This window comes from Bacillus sp. J41TS8 (assembly GCF_018333035.1).
Taxonomy (GTDB): Bacteria; Bacillota; Bacilli; order Bacillales; family Bacillaceae; genus Bacillus; species Bacillus paralicheniformis.
Window position 1 is genome coordinate 25088 of record NZ_BORF01000006.1, and the last position, 16019, is coordinate 41106.

Consider the following 16019-nt stretch of genomic DNA (forward strand, 5'->3'; position numbering starts at 1 on the left):
TCCTACTCCCCGTTTAAATAAAAAAAGATTAACCGGCTAAACCAGCTGCCCTGCTCGTCCCCTTCCATCGAGGCGACCTTGAGGGCTGCTCCTTCAGGTTTATCATACCGATGATAGTTTTCATACTCTGAATTTATCCATATCATAGCATAATAAAACAAGACGGTAAAACCGGTAAACAGCACGAACACCTTGATCATATCGGCAGCCGTTTTCAGCATTTTCATACGGTTTCAGGTCCCTTCTTTTGATTCGATTACTAAAACTTATGCCAAATGAGACAAGTTTTATACGTCTGAATCAAAAAAGAACCCGCTCATGGCTGAAAGGGTTCTCTCCGGTTTAGACTATTCCGATTCCTTTTGCTGACAATCATGACAGATGCCGTGGAACGTCAGCCTGTGGTCTTTTATTTTAAATTTCCAATCCTTTTCAATGATTTCTTCCACATCTTCAAGCAAATCTTCTTCAATCTCAACAACCGAACCGCATTCCATGCAAACGAGATGGTGATGGAAATGGGCGGCACCTTCTTTACGGAGGTCATATCTTGACACACCGTCGCCAAAATTGATTTTATCCACTACTTTTAATTCAGTTAACAGTTCAAGAGTCCGATATACTGTCGCAAGACCAATCTCAGGAGATTTCTCTTTTACGAGGAGGTATACATCTTCTGCGCTTAAATGGTCTTCCTCATTCTCAAGCAGCACCCTTACAGTAGCCTCGCGCTGAGGGGTGAGTTTATAGCTGGAAGAATGCAGTTGCTTTTTAATCCGATCAATACGTGTTTCCATTGACTTTCCCTCCTACGCCGCATTACCTAGCTTATTATAACAAAACAAGCGCAGGGAGCCAACTATAATCATTACAAATTGAGAAACAAAATGAATATTTTTTAATAATTATTATAAATTAATGCTGTTTCGGCAAGACGTACTCTGTCAGCTTTTCCATCAACACCGGCGAAAGATATGCTTCAAAGGAAGAGGATATAAGAGACATCGCGAGAATCAGGACGAGCACGAAAGCGTACCGGCCAAACCAATGGACAGGCGCTTCCGCAAGGCTGCGTTTGACAAAAAGCTGGCGGATGAGCCTCATCGAAAAAGCGATGGCGCAAGTCCCCATGATCAAGTAAGCCGGGATCAGCAGAATATTTTGCGGGAGCACGGAGACAAAAGACAGGAAAAAGCCGTTGATTCCCATTTGATTGACCAGAAAGCCGACTGTAAATCCGACGACGATCCCTTTTAAGAAGACCATGATAAAAATGACGGGCAAGCCGATGATGGAAATCCCGAGAATCCACATTAAGCCTAAATATTTCATATTATGAAGAAAGCTCTGCAAAAACATTTCCTTTGAGCTGGCTGCTTTTCCTTCGGAAAGCTGTCCAAAAAATCGATTCAAATAGTAGAACAAATCTTCTTTTTGACCGATCGTCATGCTGTTGACGATGACCGCGCCGAAAATCACACCCATTAAAAACAGCACTGAAACAAATAAATAGATCGACAGATGATCCTTCATATGTTGAAAGATGAGCTCTTTGATTGTGGGCTTCCGCATGTATCTTCCTCCCAGACGTGCTTTTGATTTTAATAGATTGTATGAGAGAAAAGAGAGCCGCATGACTTTTTTTGAAAAAAGACAGGCGCCCGTAAAAGGCGCCCCAGATTGTTGACAAAATCGCAAAACGACTTTTAGTTTTGGGATTTTGTCATCCTTTCAGCGTGACCCGCAACCCTTGCAGTCTAGGAAGGCCGAGCATCGGAGCGGACTTTCACAGGAAGTGATGACGGCGGCGTTCAGGCAGGACGCCTGGGCGGTTAGCCGCCGATCCTTCCTCTATTCGTGAGCACCGACTTAGCAGGCCTGACAACGAATGCGAGGGTTTGTCGACACGCTGAGGCGCCTGTAAAAGGCGCCCCGATAACGTTATGATTCCTCCCTGTTTTCCGCAGAATGCTCCCTGTCCGTATTCACAGTCTTGTTGGCGGCCATTACAAACGGCAGATAAATCACCGTTGAAATGGCGAGGCAAAGAAAGCCGACCCCGAGCGCAAGCCAGTTCCCTCCTGTCCCGAGAAACGGAATCAACGGCCCGGGCGTTGTCCACGGAACAGCGTATGCAATCGGCGGAATCAGCTGAAACTTGATGAACAAATAGCCGATGACAGTATTGACTGCCGGAACGATGATAAAGGGAATCATGAAGATCGGATTGAGCACGACCGGAAGTCCGAAAATAACAGGTTCATTAATGTTAAATATCCCCGGCCCGATCGAAAGCTTGCCGATGTCTTTATAATCCCGGCGCTTTGAAGCGATGAATATTGCGATCAAAAGCCCCAGCGTCATGCCCGATCCCCCGTAGTTTGCAAAGGCGTCATTCAGCGCCCATGTTTCAGGAAACGGAGCGTTCCAGGCAGAGCCTGTTTTGGCGGCAAAAGCGAGATTTTCAAGGTTTGCTTCGGCAAAGATCGTTTCTCTGATCGCCGCGATTGTATTCGGACCGTGAATGCCGAACAGCCATAAAAAGTTGGCGACGATTCCAAGAAAAACAACGGTGAAAATATTCGTTCCCATCTCTCTCAACGGCGCCTGCAGCACGGTGTACACCAATTCATGCAAACCGTTTTTCGACAGGGACATCAGCGCAAAGCTTAACACCGCAAAACCAATCGTAATGAAGATGATCGGAAACAGCACTTTAAATGTCCGGGCGACCGCAGGCGGCACCTGCGGAGGCATATGAATTTGCAGGCGCTTGGCATTTGAAAGCCTGCTGAACACTTCACCGACGATGATCCCGATGATTAAAGCGACGAACAGTCCTTGCGCGCCGAGCCACTTCGTCGTTAAAAAGCTCTCGTTTTCGATCAGGCGGTACGGTGAATAAATGATAAAATAACAGGATACGGCCGTTAATCCGGCAAGCAGTTCATCCGCTTTCATTGAGATGGCTAAATTGCGTGCGACGAGAAACACGACAAATATCGACATAATATCGAGCGACCCCCGCAGTACGGGGGTAAAGACCGACTGATAATCAGCCAAGTTCGGAAATATCTTTTCAAGGAACAAAATGTTGGCGATAAACCCGTCCGGAGATAAAATAGCGAAATTTAATAAAATGATAATCGATCCTGCCATAATAATCGGAAATGATAGAATAAAAGCATCTCTGATCGCACATATATGGCGCTGTGAGTTCAGTTTAGCAGCAACGGGAACCAAAAACCGTTCCACGTTCCGCTCAAACTTCTCCATAAATCCGCTCATCCCTGTCTCCCCTCCTTTTTATTTCATCAGCTGCAGCGCTTTTTGCAGCACAGCTTCGCCGTTCATGGTGCCGTAGTCGCGCATGTCGATCACCTGAACCGGCGTGTCTCCCGCGCTCGCCTCAACCTGTGACTTTTGGTACCTGACTTGCGGCCCCAGCAATACGACGTCCGCGCTTGACGCGGCAGTCCCGGCTTCGGATACAGGCAGTGCGATGATGTCGACCTCTTCGTTCAGCGTCTCGGCATGCTTTTTCATTCTGCTGACAAGCAGGCTCGTTGACATGCCGGCCGCGCAAACCAATAAAATTTTCTTCATTATTTATTAACCCCCTTCAGTTTCACCTCTCCGCTATTTAGAAAACGCTTTCATTGTGGTGCGGAGTCATATTTCAACCTGGTCTTTTATCCTATGATCGAGATAGACAACTGTTTCATAAAAATCAATATTTTTATAACGGTTTCAAACGGCTCGTTTAGTTAACCTCAACAAACGCCTTGAAACATTTGTTTAGTTTATCTAATGAATTTTTCAGAATAATAAGTTATATTTTCCCTTAAAAATAACCGGAGGGATTACATGAAATCTGTTCATCATGAAAAAGTTCAAACAGACCGCACACTCTCAAACAGCGACCTGCAGCCACTGAAACCTGAGGAACGCACATGGAAAGCGGTCAATTTCGCATCGATCTGGATGGGCTGCATCCATAACATCCCGACTTACGCAACGGTTGGCGGGCTGATTGCGATCGGACTTTCTCCGTGGCAGGTGCTTGGGATTATCGCTGTCGCTTCGATCGTGCTCTATGCAGCCCTCGCTTTAAATGGACATGCCGGCGCAAAATACGGCGTGCCTTTTCCCGTGTTAATCAGATCTTCTTTCGGGATATACGGGGCCAATATTCCGGCGCTCCTCAGAGGTTTTGTAGCGATTATGTGGTTCGGCATTCAAGCGTTTGCGGGAAGCACGGCGATCAACATCCTGATCTTAAATGTGTGGAATGGCTGGAAAGACATCGGCGGCGATTGGAATTTGTTTGGATTGCATTTATCGGGTCTTTTGTCATTTGTTTTCTTTTGGGGAATTCATCTGCTCGTCCTCCACCACGGGATGGAGTCGATTAGAAAGTTTGAAGTCTGGGCCGGCCCGCTCGTTTATCTCGTCTTTGGCGGAATGGTGTGGTGGGCGGTCGATATTGCGGGAGGACTCGGTCCGATTTATTCGCAGCCGGGAAAATTCCAGACATTCGGCGAATTGATTTGGCCGTTTCTGGCCGGTGTGACGGGGATTATCGGCATATGGGCGACACTCATTTTGAACATTCCCGATTTTACGAGGTTTGCAGCCTCTCAAAAAGAACAAATCAGAGGGCAGTTTTACGGTTTGCCGGGCACATTCGTACTGTTTGCATTTGCAAGCATTACCGTCACCTCCGGCTCACAGGCTGCCTACGGGGAGCCGATTTGGGATGTTGTCGATATTCTCGCCCATTTTGACAACCCGTATGTGATCGCGCTTTCGGTCATTACACTTTGCATCGCCGCCATTTCGGTAAACGTTGCGGCAAATATTGTCTCGCCGGCCTATGACTTGGCCAATTTTTTGCCGAAATACATCGATTTTAAGCGAGGCAGCTATTTGACAGCTGTTTTGGCCCTGTTCACTTTCCCATGGAAGCTGATGGAGAATGAAGCGAGCGTGTTTTCCTTTCTCGGCACAATCGGCGGCATATTAGGGCCGGTCGCAGGCGTAATGCTTGCCGATTATTTTATCATCCGGAAGCGCACGCTCTGCCTCGAAGATCTCTATTCTGCAAGCGGGCAGTACATGTATTATAAAGGCTATAATTACAGGGCTTTTGCTGCGGTTGCTCTCGGGGCGCTGATGTCTCTGATCGGCTCTTACATCCCCGCCATGAAGCCGCTTTATGACATCTCCTGGTTTTCGGGCGTGCTGATCGCTTCCTTCGCCTATATCCTTTTGATGCGCATCCATCCGCCGGCCTCCATTTTAAATGAAACGGCTCAATACGAAGACGGAAGACAAATAAGCGGATAATTAATATGGGAAAAAGATTTTTTGCTAGAGAAAAACGCCTTTTCTTCTGTCCGCTTTTTTTCAGAGGCCGCTTATGATAGACTCATATTATCAAATATTTTCCACAATTCTACTGAAAGAGACGATGCAAACGGGAGCCGAGTGCGGCAGTTAGGCCGTTTCGGATCACGTCGTTGCGATGGCAAGATTCCATGAATAACGTCTGCAGGAGGAATACGCTATGAATCCGATACTGCTCGATTTTCCGGACAGCTTTGAAACAGAGCGTCTGCTCATCAGAGCGCCGCGCGCCGGCGACGGCAAGGCTGTATATGACGCTATTACAGCTTCGTTTTCAGAGCTTAAGCCGTGGATGCCGTTTGCAAGGGAGATGCCCGAGGAAGAACATGTAGAAATCAACGTCAGGCAGGCACAGGCCGATTTTATTTTGCGCAACGATTTACGGATGCATATTTTCCATAAAGAAACGGGAAAGTTCGTCGGCAGCACAGGCCTTCACCGCATGAACTGGAAAGCGAAACGGTTTGAAATCGGCTATTGGCGCAGTTCTGAATTTGCCGGACAGGGGTACATGACAGAAGCGCTTAACGGACTGATTGATTTCGCGAGGGGACACATCAAAGCCAAGCGGCTTGAGATATGCTGTGACAGCATGAACACGAAAAGCAGAAAAATGGCGGAGCGCCTCGGTTTTCAGCTGGAGGCCGTTTTACAAAGCGATGACCTTTCGAATGATTTAAGCGAACATCGGGACACATGCATGTATTCGCGCATCTTCTAAAAAAAGAACCCTTATGATCTTCATGAAGCAAATCATAAGGGTTCTTTCGTTTATGTTTCATATGCAGCTTTGCAAGCTCTTCCCGCCTGCTTTTCGTTTTTCTGACGTGCGTGCTGAAGTCAGGCGCCTTGCCTCTTGATGCGGCGGCATCTTTGCCTGTGTTTCTCAACATGTGTTCGCGCTTTTTCCTTGCCTTGCTTTTGGCCATGTTCCCCACTCTCCTGTCAAATTTTTACCTTACTATTATAGAAAGGCGTGGGGCTGAACGCAAGTCATACGGTTTCTGCCGTTCTGATCATATCCACATGCGGAATGCCGTCCTCCATATAGACGTCTGATATTGCTTTAAATCCGAAGGAGCCGTAAAAGGAACGCAAATGATTCTGGGCGCTGATTTTGACCTTTGTCTCTCCCCGCTCGCCTTCCAAAAAGCGGAGCGCTTGATCAAGAAGCGTCTGCGCATATCCCTTTCCCCTGTCTTCTTTGCGGACGATCACCCGGCCGATTGACGCCTCCGGGTAAGCCGTGCCGCTCGGGAACAGCCTGCAATACGCAGCGATCTCTCCTTCTTGGCTCAGAAATAAATGGTGTGCCCGTTCATCTAAGTGATCAAGCTCGTGATACGGACAGTTTTGTTCAACGATAAAGACGTCTATTCTAAGCTTGATGATTCGGTACAGTTCTTCCTTCGACAATTCCTCATACGATTTTAGTTTCCACTCCATCCCTTTTTCTAAAGCCCCCTTTAGCTCTGCACTTTTCCATAGGTTCCGCCGCCTCCGGCTTTCAGCTCTAAACCCCCGTTCCTTGCTTTGATCACGAGCTCAGCCGTCTGCGGACGAATGGTTTCTTTCAGTTCGCCTTCTTTTACCCGGTGAAGGATATTCATCTCAGTGCCGAAAGCATCTTTCAGCTTCTGAATCGTTTTCGGACCGATGCCGGGGATCAGCTGCAGCGGAACCTGGTGAACGTACGGCGGGCGCTTGACCGGGCTTTCATCCTGATCGTAAAGCTCCTTTAGACGTGTGCTGACGCCTTTTGTAAACTTTCGGCTTCCGCACGCTTTACACACCGTTTCACCTGCCTCCTGCAAACGGCCGCATGTTTCACAAGCGGTTTGAAAATATTTGCCCAACTGCGGGTTCATTCCGTAATTGGCGGCAATGCAGCGCCCCTCTTGTCCTTTTAAAGCAAGTGAAAACTCTTGAAAGCTGGCATGTTTAATGTGGAGCTTATTATACTCCCTGCCGATTTTCCCAAGAGAATGGGCGTCCGAATTGGTCAAAAATGCATAAGGATTCAGTTCGGATACGTGTGAAGCCATATCGGTGTCGCTGCTCAGCCCGAGTTCAACCGCATCAATCATCTTCGGATCAAACACTTCTTGCAGCGAAAATTTGACTCCTTTTCCATACAGGCTCTTATGCGGTGTAAAAATGTGCGCGGGAATGAACAAGCCGCCGAGTTCTTTCACTTTCCGCTGCAGGCCGATGCCCGTCTCATAGATGCGCTGGGAGCTCAGGTGGATATTCGTCACCCTTTCTGAGAGCCAGGCGGAAAACTGCTTCATTGCGGAGATCGACGGCATAAATGCCAGCACATGAATCGGGCCGCGGCATCTGTCATCATTGATTTCCAATTCAGACCCGCACAGAAGCACGGTATCTTTATACTTGATTCCGCCGTCTTCAAGCTCTGTATAACGGCCTGAAGACACCCCTTTTTCAATTTCGGCCAGCACTTCGGGTGAATGACAATCTATAATGCCGATCAGTTCCATTCCTTTATGCTCGCTTGCTTCAATCAAAATTTCGTCGAGCGTAAGTGTTCTGGCAGCCGTTATCTTAACGGGCCGGCCTGATTCCGTCCGCCCGATATGGATATGCATGTCTGCGAATATTTCTTTCATTTTTTTGCTTGCAGGGCCTTTCTCAGCTCCAGATACTGCACGGCATAAGCCGTTTTCGCATCATAGATGTCCTGAGTTTCCATCAGTTTCAGCGCGCCTGTAAGCGGCACCTCCATTACTTCTACAAATTCGTCTTCATCAAGTTCGCGCTTTTCTTCAAGCGGTGTCAGCTCTTCGGCAAGGTACAGGTGCACCAATTCGTCCGCAAAGCCCGGCGATGTGTAAAAAGCGGTGATTTTCTCCAGCTTTGCCGCCGTGTATCCCGTCTCTTCCTCAAGCTCCCGCAGCGCGGTATATTCAGGTTTCTCTCCTTTTTCAAGCTTGCCCGCCGGTATTTCAACGATCGTCCGTTCAAGCGCTTTTCTGTACTGCTTCACCAAAATGATGTTTCCTTCATCAGTCAAAGCAAGCACCGCAACAGCGCCCGGATGCTTCACGATTTCGCGCTTTCCCGTTTTACCGTTCGGCAGTTCGACGTCTTCAAGATAAAGATCGATCACCTTGCCTGAAAAAAGTTTTTCTTTACATATGGTTTTCTCCTCTAAATGCTTCAGTTTGATCATCTCCTAAGTTCTGCTCTGGCTTTTGATCCCATACATTTTATCATACACCATGGAAGGGGGACGCGCCATGAAGGTCTACCGGCTGAACAACCGCATCGTCATGTCGGGGAAAGCATGGGAAATCCGCGCCAAGCTGAAGGAATACGGACGAATGTATCACTATGTGAAAGACTGGCTTTCTGAAAAAGAAAATCGCATGATTTTGATTGACATCAAGAAGGATCGCATGAAATAATACTTTTCAGTAACATTACTTGAAAGTATTATTTTGGAGGCGGATGGATGTGGGAAATGAAAAAGGACGCAAAGGTAAAGAAAGCCGGAAGCGGCTGCTCACAGTTGCTGCAAACGAATTTGCAAACCGGGGATTCCATGAGACGAAAGTAAGTACGATTGTCAAAAGAGCGGGGCTGACTCAGCCGTCTTTCTACTTATACTTTCCAAGCAAAGACGCCATCTATAACGAGCTGATCAATGGCTTTCACGCGAACTTAAAAAATCTGATCGAATCGTTTCGTTTAGAAGAAGGAATCGAGAAAAAACACGTATCAAAACGGGTAACGGCTGCTGTAGAGGCTGTATTTCGGTTTTTGGCAGAGGACCCGGATTTGACCCGCATCGGTTTTTTTCTCAGCCCGGAAGCATGCAAAATGAAAAAAGATTTAACACTGGCCTTGAAAGAAAACTTGAAAGCAGAGCAGGAGCTTGGCTACTTCCGGTCCGGCCTGGAAATGGAGACCGTTGCCGAATGCCTGACAGGCATGATTGAGCACCTTGCCGATATCTATTTGCTTGACGGATCAAAAGACCCCTCAAGTCTCGCAAAACAAATCACGGATCTTTTGATCCACGGGATGCTCATTAATCCGCAACATCCAGAAACGGAGTGAACATGGTGGCATTTATTTTCGTAAAAGCAGGATTGGCGGCATTTATGCTGATCGGAGGCGTAATCAAGGCGATGCACGTTCCTTTTCAAGTGGAACATTGGCGCCATTATCAATACCCGCTGTGGTTTCTTCCAGTAACAGGGTTTCTTGAAATCGTCGGAGCGCTCGGCATGATCGCCGGGATTTGGAATGTGCATCTGGCTGTCGGCTCGGGGCTGTTGTTCTCCCTGCTTATGACAGGCGCCATTCATGCCCACCTATTCCGGGCGCGGCAGCCTTTTTTTACGGCCATCCCTGCCGCGGTTTGTTTGATTTGCGCCCTAAGCGTGATCATCTTCGAGCTGTACTTCTGATTCCGATGCCGATGGGTTGAAAACTTCGCTCCTTTGTATTACGTTCAAAGTAAGAAAAAAAGGAGTGAAGCTTATGAAAAAAAGGACGCTCGGACATTCCGATTTACAGGTGAGTGAAGTCGGCCTCGGCTGCATGTCTCTCGGAACAGACAAAAAGCACGCACTGTCAATTTTGGATGAAGCTTTGGAGCTTGGCATCAATTATTTGGATACTGCCGACCTGTACGATTTTGGACGCAACGAAGAGATTGTCGGTGAAGCGATCAAATCAAGGCGCCAAGACGTGATCCTTGCGACAAAAGCAGGAAACCGCTGGGAAGAAGGAAAACCGGGCTGGTTCTGGGATCCCCGGAAAGCGTACATAAAAGAAGCCGTCAAGCACAGCTTAAAGCGGCTGCAGACCGACTACATCGATCTTTATCAGCTGCACGGCGGCACAATTGAAGACAATATCGACGAAACGATCGAAGCCTTTGAAGAATTAAAACAGGAAGGCGTCATCCGTCATTACGGCATTTCTTCTATTCGGCCGAACATCATTAAGGAATACGTCAAAAAATCAAACATCGTCACGGTCATGATGCAATACAGCTTGTTGGACAGACGGCCTGAGGAATGGCTTTCTCTCCTTGAAGAACATGGAATCAGCGTGATTGCAAGAGGACCTTTGGCAAAAGGGATCCTGACAGAAAAACCTCTGTCAGACGCAAACGCCGCGATCAAGAAAAACGGCTATTTATCATATTCCTATGATGAACTCGTTAAAACAAAAGCGGATATTGAAAAAACGGCGCCTGATTTATCCGCGACCGAAACCGCGATGAAGTATATTCTCGCCCAGCCGGCTGTCGGCGCGGTCATCCCCGGGGCGAGCAAAATCTCCCAGCTGCGGGAAAACGTTGAATCTGTCGGCGGACGCGCTCTGACAGAACAGGAAATCAAAGCGCTCCGCTTTTATACAAAACGCGGCGTGTACACCGCACATCGCGAATAAAGCAGTAAGAAAGCCCCGTCTCTTGGTCAGACGGGGCTTTCTTACTTATACTTCCTCCAATCGTCAATTCCGCTTTCGTTGAGGAGTTCTTCAAAGCTTTTGTTTTTTTCCCTTTCCTGTCTTTCCTTGATGAGCCGCTCTTTCTCACGCTCTTTTCTTTTTTCATCCTCCTCTTTCAATTCGCTCTTTATTTGCTGAAGTTTATCTTTCAAATCGTCGGCGAGCGCATCTTTCAGCAGCTGCCGGGCATTTGGGTCTTGTTTTTTCTTTCCCATATCCTGTCCTCCGTTCTCCCTGTTTGTGATGATAGTTTATCAGGAATCTAAAAGTTCAGGCAAGCCGTCACTCGTGAGCCGTCTCTCTCGGCAAATGCCAATCGTTGTGTGGTATGATAAAGAAAGAAGCATTTAAGAAAGGAAGAATACATCAGATGTTGATTTGGCTGGCTGCTATCGGGGCGGTTTTGCTGTTTATTGCCGCGCTCGGAATCTATTTTACGAATCAAATCATGTACATTAAAAAACGGACCGACGAATACATTATCGAACGGGAAACGGCCGACGGCCATTATGATGAAAAAGCTTTTGCCGCTCTCCCGAAAGAAGAAATCATCCTCGCTTCTTCTTACGGCTACAATATTAAAGGATACTACGTCCACCCGCACAAAACGAAAAACACCGTGATTATCTGCCACGGGGTGACGATGAATCTGCTGAATTCGATCAAATATATGAATCTGTTTCTTGACCTTGGCTGGAACGCCGTCATATATGACCACCGGAGGCACGGCACAAGCGGCGGGAAAACGACGAGCTACGGATATTATGAAAAAAACGATTTGAAAACGGTGGTCAATTGGCTTCGTGAAAAACACGGCGAACACGCGCTGATCGGGATTCACGGCGAATCGATGGGCGCTGTCACGACGCTTCTTTACGCGGGAATGGACGAAGCCGACGCTGATTTTTATGTGGCCGACTGTCCGTTTGCCACATTTGAGGATCAGCTCGTTTACCGGCTGAAAGAAGATTTTCATCTTCCGGGAGCTTTCATTTTGCCGCTTGCCAGCCTCTTTTTGAGATGGCGGGACGGCTACCGCATCCGTGATGTCTCCCCTTTATCCGTCGTCGGGAAGATCAAAAAACCGGTGCTGTTCATTCACAGCAAACACGACGACTATATCCCGGCTGAATCGAGCGAAATGCTTTACGAGAAAAAGCCGGGGGAGAAAAGGCTTTATATCGCTGAAAAAGGTGCGCACGCGATGAGCTACACCCAAAACAGAAACAGCTACAAAAACACGGTGCGGGACTTTCTTCAAGAGATCACAAACCGGCGCAAAGAAGGCGAACGAGCATAAGTCTCGTCCGCCTTCTTTTTTGTGCTACAAAATATCCGTAATGTCGCTCATATGATCGCCGATCCAGGAGATCGCCGTCTCAATTGTATCGAATTCCTTTGTTTCAAAAGTCATTTCATCTTGAAGAAGCCAGACATCCTTTTTGACGGACTCTGTCCCTCCGATTGACCAATGAAGGAGTGTATACGGATGATTTTGATGTAAAAAGGACGCCCATGTTTTATTTTGAGCGGTTTGCTTTAAAGATTTTACCTTTTGATTCAAATCGAACGCCACCCTATTTCACTAAAATACTCATTCTGGGAGAAAGCACCTGTGCCGGACTTTTCAGCATCAAGGCACCCGCTTTCTCATAATAGTCGATGGTCATCGCTTCATCAAAAAAGACTTTTTGCGATGACTGAATATAAATCGGAAGCCCGTTTGTCTCAAGGGGCTCGCAACTTCCCGATAATTCGTCCGTCAGCCACAGAACCGGTACGCCGCTGACCGCGCATCCGCAGCCCTCGGAATCATAGCGGAGCTGGATCTTTTTATCAGGGTAAGGCTCTGTTGCCCGCTGAATGGCTTGTTTTGCCTGTGCAGTGATTTCAAGCTGCATGATATCATCCTTCTTTGTTTCGTTTACGGACATTGTACCACAGGAGCGGGAAAAAGCGCATTGTTTCCGGCTGTCAGGCATAAATATGAAGAGATTCGGAGGTGGAATGATGCCCAAAAAAGTGCAAATTAAAGTGATGGACAACGGCGGTTTCCGGGTCACGGGAGACGTCGACCTGATCGATATGGATGGAAACCCGTTCCCTGAAAAACCCGCTTTTTCGCTCTGCAGATGCGGAAAAGCGCTGAAAATGCCTTACTGTGACGGAAGCCATAAAGGAACGTTTGACTCTTGTGTCAGAGCCTGAAGCAGGAGGGGGCTTACCTGTCCTCCCCTGCCTTTTTCCATTGTTCAGCCAAGCGCTCAGTCTCTTTTATCCAGCCGTTTTTGCCGTCAATATAGCCTGCCATGTCAAGCGGAAACATCTCCGCCAGCTTCATCTTCAGAGCAGCATATTCTTCGGCCCGCTCCGGATGCGAGATTAAATAATCCCGAAACGCGAGATGCCGCCTAATATCATGATGCCCGCTTTCATACAGATGGACATGATGTGTACGCTTCCGCCCCCCTTTTTGAAAGAACCTTCTCCCCGGAATGCCGTTTTCCCCCTTCGGTTCATAGCCGAGCATTTTCATCCCCTTTTCGAAGCGGGCGGCAGAGCCGAGATCTTTCACTTCAATCAGCATGTCAATGACAGGCTTGGCGCTCATCCCCGGAATTGACGTGCTTCCAATGTGGTGAATATGCAAGACTTCATTCTGGAAAAGCGCTTCAAGCTGCTTTTTTTCTTTGAAAAATTCGCCTTTCCACTCCTCTTGATAGGAGACGACTTTAACCTTTCTCGGCGCATGCAGCGTCAGCTTTGAAAGAACAATTCCTTTTTCAGGTTCATACTGCTCAATCTCGGAAAATCCCAATTTCTGATACAGCGCTTTTGCCGGCTCATTCCCCGCTCCCGTCGTCACTTCAAATGATTCGGCTTCCTTCTCCATCAATAGATAACGAAGCAATGCCATCGCAATTCCTTTTCGAAAATGGACGGGATGAACGGCCAGCCTGCAGATCGTCAGCTTTTCGGCTGTATGTATAAAGGAAGCGATTCCGGCTAATTCTTCTCCCTCAAACCAGCCGATGAAAGTTTCACGGGAATCCATCACATCAAATGCCGTTTCATTCAGCTGCGGAATGCCCTGGAATTGAATAATCTCCGCTTCTCTTTCATAAGCCGGCCTTTGAACATTTACTATGCAGCGGGCCGTGTGCGGGTCTTTATGATTTAACAATTGAATCATTGCATTTCCTCTCCGCCGGTGCCATCTGACGGGGGCCGGCCGTGCCGCTCTGAAATTCTCGCGTCTTCAACTTTTGCAACCCGCACGGCAAAGTCGGAATACCATTCCGTTCGGCCTTTTTCCTTCGCCTGCCGGTGTTCGCTGTGAAACTTCCATTTTTCAATCGCTTCAAGGCTTTCCCAATAGGAAACCGTTATTCCTTTTCCGTTCATGTCCCTTGCGCTTTCTGCTCCTAAAAAGCCCGGCTGTGCTGCGGCAAGCTTTAGCATGTTCGCAGCCGTCTCTTTGTAGCCATGATCCCCGTTTGTTCTGACCGATGTGAAAATCACCGCGTAATACGGCGGCTCCGGCGTTTTTGAAATCATGTTCATCCCCCTTTGATTCACAATTCTTTAATAAACAGAACTTGATCTTGATCCGGTCTGTCATCATTCAAAACGTCTCTTTTTTCAACCGAAAACCCCATTTCCCGCTGATAAGCAATCGATACTTTGTTAACATGCAGCGGACCGCTCTGCATCCTGCACGCTTTCATTAAGATTTAACCCTCTTTTTCAACAGTGCATCTGACCATCGGCCAAAACGTTCAGCAACTCTGCGATGGATATGTTTCCTTATTATACCGTTTTCCGCTCCCAATTTACCATTTTAATCTGTCTGTAGATTAAATAGGAGAATGTGCTTAGTCCTCATTCAAGAGCACAAATCGATTTGCCATCTCTCAGGAAAGCTTCACTCTCCTTACCCTACAGGCAGCCTGCATACGGAGCGGCAAAAAAACGTTTCATATACTGCTCTTTTTTCTGGGGGAAAAATAGATAAAATTACACTTCGTTTTCATATGTTCGTTTTATAGAATTGTCGTTGTTGTGAATTTATTACTTTTTTAGGAGGAGAAACAATGCGTCGTCATTCATTTTTATCTATTCTATTGATTTGCATGCTGTCTGCCGTGTCCGTCTTTTCGTTCCAGCCTGCTACAGCTTCCGCCGCTTCCCGCAATCCGGTCGTCATGGTTCACGGCATCGGCGGAGCTGATTATAACTTTATCGGCATTAAATCGTATTTACAATCTCAAGGCTGGACGAGCAGTGAGCTTTACGCCATCAACTTTATCGATAAAACGGGAAATAATAAAAACAATGCGCCGAGATTATCCGAATACATCAAACATGTGCTGAATCAAACAGGAGCGTCAAAGGTCGATATTGTCGCTCACAGCATGGGCGGGGCCAATACGCTCTATTATATTAAAAATCTGGACGGCGCACATAAAGTCGGACATGTCGTTACCCTTGGCGGCGCTAACCGTCTGGTTACAAACACGGCGCCTCAGGGAAACGAAATCTCATACACTTCGATTTACAGCACAAGCGACTATATCGTCTTAAACAGCCTCTCCAAACTTGATGGTGCAAACAATGTGCAAATCTCAGGCGTAAGCCATGTCGGCCTTTTGTTCAGCAGCAAAGTGAATGCCTTGATTAAAGACGGACTGACCGCCAGCGGGCAGTAAAAGCGAAGGAGCCTTGAAGGACTGAGACCTCTTCAAGGCTCCTCATTTATCAGGACTGTTTTCCCGCCCGGGCAAAAATAAAAAGGACTCTAAATAAACGCCTTTTCGACCGTTCATTCAGTGTCCGTCAACCCCGTCGATATATGATTATTCCACAATGATTTCAAAGACTCTTTGTTCGAGGTTATATTTAGCATCCTGGAATGTAAATTTATAATCATCTGTGTCGGCATCAGGTGAAAGCCAAGCTCCGTATTTTCTGATCGTCTGGACGATGCTTTCGAGTTCAGCAGGAGTGAAGTCACCTATGTCTGTGCCTTCGGTTTCAGCTGTATGGCGTATTTTTACTGTAATCATCATCGCTTTTTGGCTCCTTTCACTTGCTGTTTGAACATCTTATTAACAGCATAT

Annotated in this window: 23 protein-coding genes and 1 pseudogene; 9 read left to right on the top strand and 15 right to left on the bottom strand. The window is 47.3% G+C overall.

Translation table 11 applies throughout. From position 1 onward, the window contains the following. Positions 1 to 2: 2 nt before the first annotated feature. The 5 genes from KI350_RS10045 to KI350_RS10065 all read right to left on the bottom strand — a co-directional run bounded on the left by KI350_RS10045 (position 3) and on the right by KI350_RS10065 (position 3606). Entirely contained in the window at positions 3 to 227 is a 225-nt protein-coding gene (locus tag KI350_RS10045; protein ID WP_041817238.1) for a YqzK family protein, read from the bottom strand. Positions 228 to 347: 120 nt separating this feature from the next. Continuing rightward, on the bottom strand, positions 348 to 797 hold the full coding sequence (gene fur, locus KI350_RS10050; RefSeq protein WP_003183178.1) for a ferric iron uptake transcriptional regulator: 450 nt from the start codon (positions 795 to 797) through the stop codon (positions 348 to 350). A 118-nt stretch (positions 798 to 915) separates the two neighbouring features. Continuing rightward, positions 916 to 1572 (bottom strand): stage II sporulation protein M, encoded by a 657-nt coding sequence (gene spoIIM, locus KI350_RS10055; RefSeq protein ID WP_020452038.1) that lies wholly within the window; start codon positions 1570 to 1572, stop codon positions 916 to 918. Positions 1573 to 1941: 369 nt separating this feature from the next. Next, on the bottom strand, positions 1942 to 3288 hold the full coding sequence (locus tag KI350_RS10060) for a PTS sugar transporter subunit IIC (protein ID WP_020452039.1): 1347 nt from the start codon (positions 3286 to 3288) through the stop codon (positions 1942 to 1944). Between the two features lie 18 nt (positions 3289 to 3306). Beyond that, positions 3307 to 3606 carry a PTS sugar transporter subunit IIB gene (locus KI350_RS10065; RefSeq protein WP_020452040.1) on the bottom strand — a complete coding sequence of 100 codons (300 nt, stop codon included), beginning with the start codon at positions 3604 to 3606 and terminating at the stop codon, positions 3307 to 3309. A gap of 261 nt (positions 3607 to 3867) precedes the next feature. On the opposite strand from KI350_RS10065, the gene KI350_RS10070 reads away from it, so the two are divergent. Continuing rightward, the gene (locus tag KI350_RS10070; RefSeq protein ID WP_020452041.1) at positions 3868 to 5349 is read left to right on the top strand and encodes an NCS1 family nucleobase:cation symporter-1; all 1482 of its coding nucleotides are present in this window, start codon (positions 3868 to 3870) and stop codon (positions 5347 to 5349) included. Between the two features lie 220 nt (positions 5350 to 5569). Further along, positions 5570 to 6130 carry a GNAT family N-acetyltransferase gene (locus KI350_RS10075; protein WP_020452042.1) on the top strand — a complete coding sequence of 187 codons (561 nt, stop codon included), beginning with the start codon at positions 5570 to 5572 and terminating at the stop codon, positions 6128 to 6130. A gap of 272 nt (positions 6131 to 6402) precedes the next feature. Here KI350_RS10075 and KI350_RS10080 read toward each other — a convergent pair whose 3' ends face one another. The 3 genes from KI350_RS10080 to KI350_RS10090 are packed head-to-tail and all read right to left on the bottom strand — an operon-like array spanning position 6403 to position 8593. Beyond that, positions 6403 to 6855, bottom strand: coding sequence for a GNAT family N-acetyltransferase (locus KI350_RS10080; RefSeq protein WP_020452043.1), 453 nt, complete (start codon positions 6853 to 6855; stop codon positions 6403 to 6405). 20 nt (positions 6856 to 6875) lie between these two features. Then, positions 6876 to 8039, bottom strand: a complete 1164-nt coding sequence (locus tag KI350_RS10085; protein WP_212930475.1) for a TIGR00375 family protein — start codon at positions 8037 to 8039, stop codon at positions 6876 to 6878. Further along, entirely contained in the window at positions 8036 to 8593 is a 558-nt protein-coding gene (locus KI350_RS10090) for an NUDIX hydrolase (RefSeq protein WP_025811205.1), read from the bottom strand. The genes KI350_RS10085 and KI350_RS10090 overlap by 4 nt, the downstream gene beginning before the upstream one ends. 76 nt (positions 8594 to 8669) lie before the next feature. Between KI350_RS10090 and mciZ the strand changes: the two are divergent. The 4 genes and pseudogenes from mciZ to KI350_RS10110 form a co-directional block, all read left to right on the top strand. Then, a pseudogene (gene mciZ / locus KI350_RS10095) lies at positions 8670 to 8786 on the top strand (Z-ring formation inhibitor MciZ); the annotation flags it as partial. A gap of 100 nt (positions 8787 to 8886) precedes the next feature. Further along, positions 8887 to 9492 carry a TetR/AcrR family transcriptional regulator gene (locus KI350_RS10100; protein WP_039072812.1) on the top strand — a complete coding sequence of 202 codons (606 nt, stop codon included), beginning with the start codon at positions 8887 to 8889 and terminating at the stop codon, positions 9490 to 9492. 5 nt (positions 9493 to 9497) lie between these two features. Then, complete coding sequence (locus KI350_RS10105; protein WP_039072836.1) at positions 9498 to 9845, top strand: DoxX family protein; 348 nt, start codon at positions 9498 to 9500, stop codon at positions 9843 to 9845. A gap of 73 nt (positions 9846 to 9918) precedes the next feature. Continuing rightward, positions 9919 to 10839 carry an aldo/keto reductase gene (locus tag KI350_RS10110; protein ID WP_020452049.1) on the top strand — a complete coding sequence of 307 codons (921 nt, stop codon included), beginning with the start codon at positions 9919 to 9921 and terminating at the stop codon, positions 10837 to 10839. Between the two features lie 41 nt (positions 10840 to 10880). Here the strand turns inward: KI350_RS10110 and KI350_RS10115 are convergent, their stop codons facing one another. Next, positions 10881 to 11114: a YqkE family protein gene (locus KI350_RS10115; protein ID WP_020452050.1), complete on the bottom strand. Its 234-nt coding sequence runs from the start codon at positions 11112 to 11114 to the stop codon at positions 10881 to 10883. A 155-nt stretch (positions 11115 to 11269) separates the two neighbouring features. On the opposite strand from KI350_RS10115, the gene KI350_RS10120 reads away from it, so the two are divergent. Then, complete coding sequence (locus tag KI350_RS10120; RefSeq protein ID WP_020452051.1) at positions 11270 to 12199, top strand: alpha/beta hydrolase; 930 nt, start codon at positions 11270 to 11272, stop codon at positions 12197 to 12199. Positions 12200 to 12223: 24 nt separating this feature from the next. On the opposite strand, the gene KI350_RS10125 is transcribed toward KI350_RS10120, so the two are convergent. Beyond that, positions 12224 to 12463: a YqkC family protein gene (locus tag KI350_RS10125; RefSeq protein ID WP_003183211.1), complete on the bottom strand. Its 240-nt coding sequence runs from the start codon at positions 12461 to 12463 to the stop codon at positions 12224 to 12226. Positions 12464 to 12476: 13 nt separating this feature from the next. Then, positions 12477 to 12800, bottom strand: a complete 324-nt coding sequence (locus KI350_RS10130) for an iron-sulfur cluster biosynthesis family protein (protein WP_020452052.1) — start codon at positions 12798 to 12800, stop codon at positions 12477 to 12479. Positions 12801 to 12909: 109 nt separating this feature from the next. Between KI350_RS10130 and KI350_RS10135 the strand changes: the two genes are divergently transcribed. Continuing rightward, a complete protein-coding gene (locus KI350_RS10135; protein ID WP_020452053.1) occupies positions 12910 to 13107 on the top strand; it encodes a CDGSH iron-sulfur domain-containing protein in 198 nt (65 codons plus the stop codon). Between the two features lie 13 nt (positions 13108 to 13120). On the opposite strand, the gene KI350_RS10140 is transcribed toward KI350_RS10135, so the two are convergent. Genes KI350_RS10140 through KI350_RS10150 form a run of 3 tightly spaced genes read right to left on the bottom strand, consistent with a single transcriptional unit; the run spans position 13121 to position 14627 of the window. Beyond that, complete coding sequence (locus tag KI350_RS10140; RefSeq protein ID WP_020452054.1) at positions 13121 to 14092, bottom strand: bifunctional GNAT family N-acetyltransferase/GrpB family protein; 972 nt, start codon at positions 14090 to 14092, stop codon at positions 13121 to 13123. Continuing rightward, positions 14089 to 14457, bottom strand: a complete 369-nt coding sequence (locus tag KI350_RS10145; protein ID WP_033155094.1) for an antibiotic biosynthesis monooxygenase family protein — start codon at positions 14455 to 14457, stop codon at positions 14089 to 14091. The genes KI350_RS10140 and KI350_RS10145 overlap by 4 nt, the downstream gene beginning before the upstream one ends. 17 nt (positions 14458 to 14474) lie before the next feature. Then, on the bottom strand, positions 14475 to 14627 hold the full coding sequence (locus KI350_RS10150) for a hypothetical protein (RefSeq protein ID WP_153247058.1): 153 nt from the start codon (positions 14625 to 14627) through the stop codon (positions 14475 to 14477). A 366-nt stretch (positions 14628 to 14993) separates the two neighbouring features. Between KI350_RS10150 and KI350_RS10155 the strand changes: the two genes are divergently transcribed. Further along, a complete protein-coding gene (locus tag KI350_RS10155) occupies positions 14994 to 15608 on the top strand; it encodes an esterase/lipase family protein (RefSeq protein WP_020452056.1) in 615 nt (204 codons plus the stop codon). A gap of 147 nt (positions 15609 to 15755) precedes the next feature. Here the strand turns inward: KI350_RS10155 and KI350_RS10160 are convergent, their stop codons facing one another. Continuing rightward, positions 15756 to 15968 carry a hypothetical protein gene (locus KI350_RS10160; RefSeq protein WP_003183222.1) on the bottom strand — a complete coding sequence of 71 codons (213 nt, stop codon included), beginning with the start codon at positions 15966 to 15968 and terminating at the stop codon, positions 15756 to 15758. Positions 15969 to 16019: the final 51 nt, after the last annotated feature.

What these genes read in the sequence shown, in the direction of transcription:
- KI350_RS10045 (WP_041817238.1), bottom strand. Translation starts at nt 227, where the DNA reads ATGAAAATGCTGAAAACGGCTGCCGATATGATCAAGGTGTTCGTGCTG.
- fur (WP_003183178.1), bottom strand. Translation starts at nt 797, where the DNA reads ATGGAAACACGTATTGATCGGATTAAAAAGCAACTGCATTCTTCCAGC.
- spoIIM (WP_020452038.1), bottom strand. Translation starts at nt 1,572, where the DNA reads ATGCGGAAGCCCACAATCAAAGAGCTCATCTTTCAACATATGAAGGAT.
- KI350_RS10060 (WP_020452039.1), bottom strand. Translation starts at nt 3,288, where the DNA reads ATGAGCGGATTTATGGAGAAGTTTGAGCGGAACGTGGAACGGTTTTTG.
- KI350_RS10065 (WP_020452040.1), bottom strand. Translation starts at nt 3,606, where the DNA reads ATGAAGAAAATTTTATTGGTTTGCGCGGCCGGCATGTCAACGAGCCTG.
- KI350_RS10070 (WP_020452041.1), top strand. Translation starts at nt 3,868, where the DNA reads ATGAAATCTGTTCATCATGAAAAAGTTCAAACAGACCGCACACTCTCA.
- KI350_RS10075 (WP_020452042.1), top strand. Translation starts at nt 5,570, where the DNA reads ATGAATCCGATACTGCTCGATTTTCCGGACAGCTTTGAAACAGAGCGT.
- KI350_RS10080 (WP_020452043.1), bottom strand. Translation starts at nt 6,855, where the DNA reads ATGGAGTGGAAACTAAAATCGTATGAGGAATTGTCGAAGGAAGAACTG.
- KI350_RS10085 (WP_212930475.1), bottom strand. Translation starts at nt 8,039, where the DNA reads ATGAAAGAAATATTCGCAGACATGCATATCCATATCGGGCGGACGGAA.
- KI350_RS10110 (WP_020452049.1), top strand. Translation starts at nt 9,919, where the DNA reads ATGAAAAAAAGGACGCTCGGACATTCCGATTTACAGGTGAGTGAAGTC.
- KI350_RS10115 (WP_020452050.1), bottom strand. Translation starts at nt 11,114, where the DNA reads ATGGGAAAGAAAAAACAAGACCCAAATGCCCGGCAGCTGCTGAAAGAT.
- KI350_RS10120 (WP_020452051.1), top strand. Translation starts at nt 11,270, where the DNA reads ATGTTGATTTGGCTGGCTGCTATCGGGGCGGTTTTGCTGTTTATTGCC.
- KI350_RS10130 (WP_020452052.1), bottom strand. Translation starts at nt 12,800, where the DNA reads ATGCAGCTTGAAATCACTGCACAGGCAAAACAAGCCATTCAGCGGGCA.
- KI350_RS10135 (WP_020452053.1), top strand. Translation starts at nt 12,910, where the DNA reads ATGCCCAAAAAAGTGCAAATTAAAGTGATGGACAACGGCGGTTTCCGG.
- KI350_RS10140 (WP_020452054.1), bottom strand. Translation starts at nt 14,092, where the DNA reads ATGATTCAATTGTTAAATCATAAAGACCCGCACACGGCCCGCTGCATA.
- KI350_RS10145 (WP_033155094.1), bottom strand. Translation starts at nt 14,457, where the DNA reads ATGATTTCAAAAACGCCGGAGCCGCCGTATTACGCGGTGATTTTCACA.
- KI350_RS10150 (WP_153247058.1), bottom strand. Translation starts at nt 14,627, where the DNA reads ATGAAAGCGTGCAGGATGCAGAGCGGTCCGCTGCATGTTAACAAAGTA.
- KI350_RS10155 (WP_020452056.1), top strand. Translation starts at nt 14,994, where the DNA reads ATGCGTCGTCATTCATTTTTATCTATTCTATTGATTTGCATGCTGTCT.
- KI350_RS10160 (WP_003183222.1), bottom strand. Translation starts at nt 15,968, where the DNA reads ATGATGATTACAGTAAAAATACGCCATACAGCTGAAACCGAAGGCACA.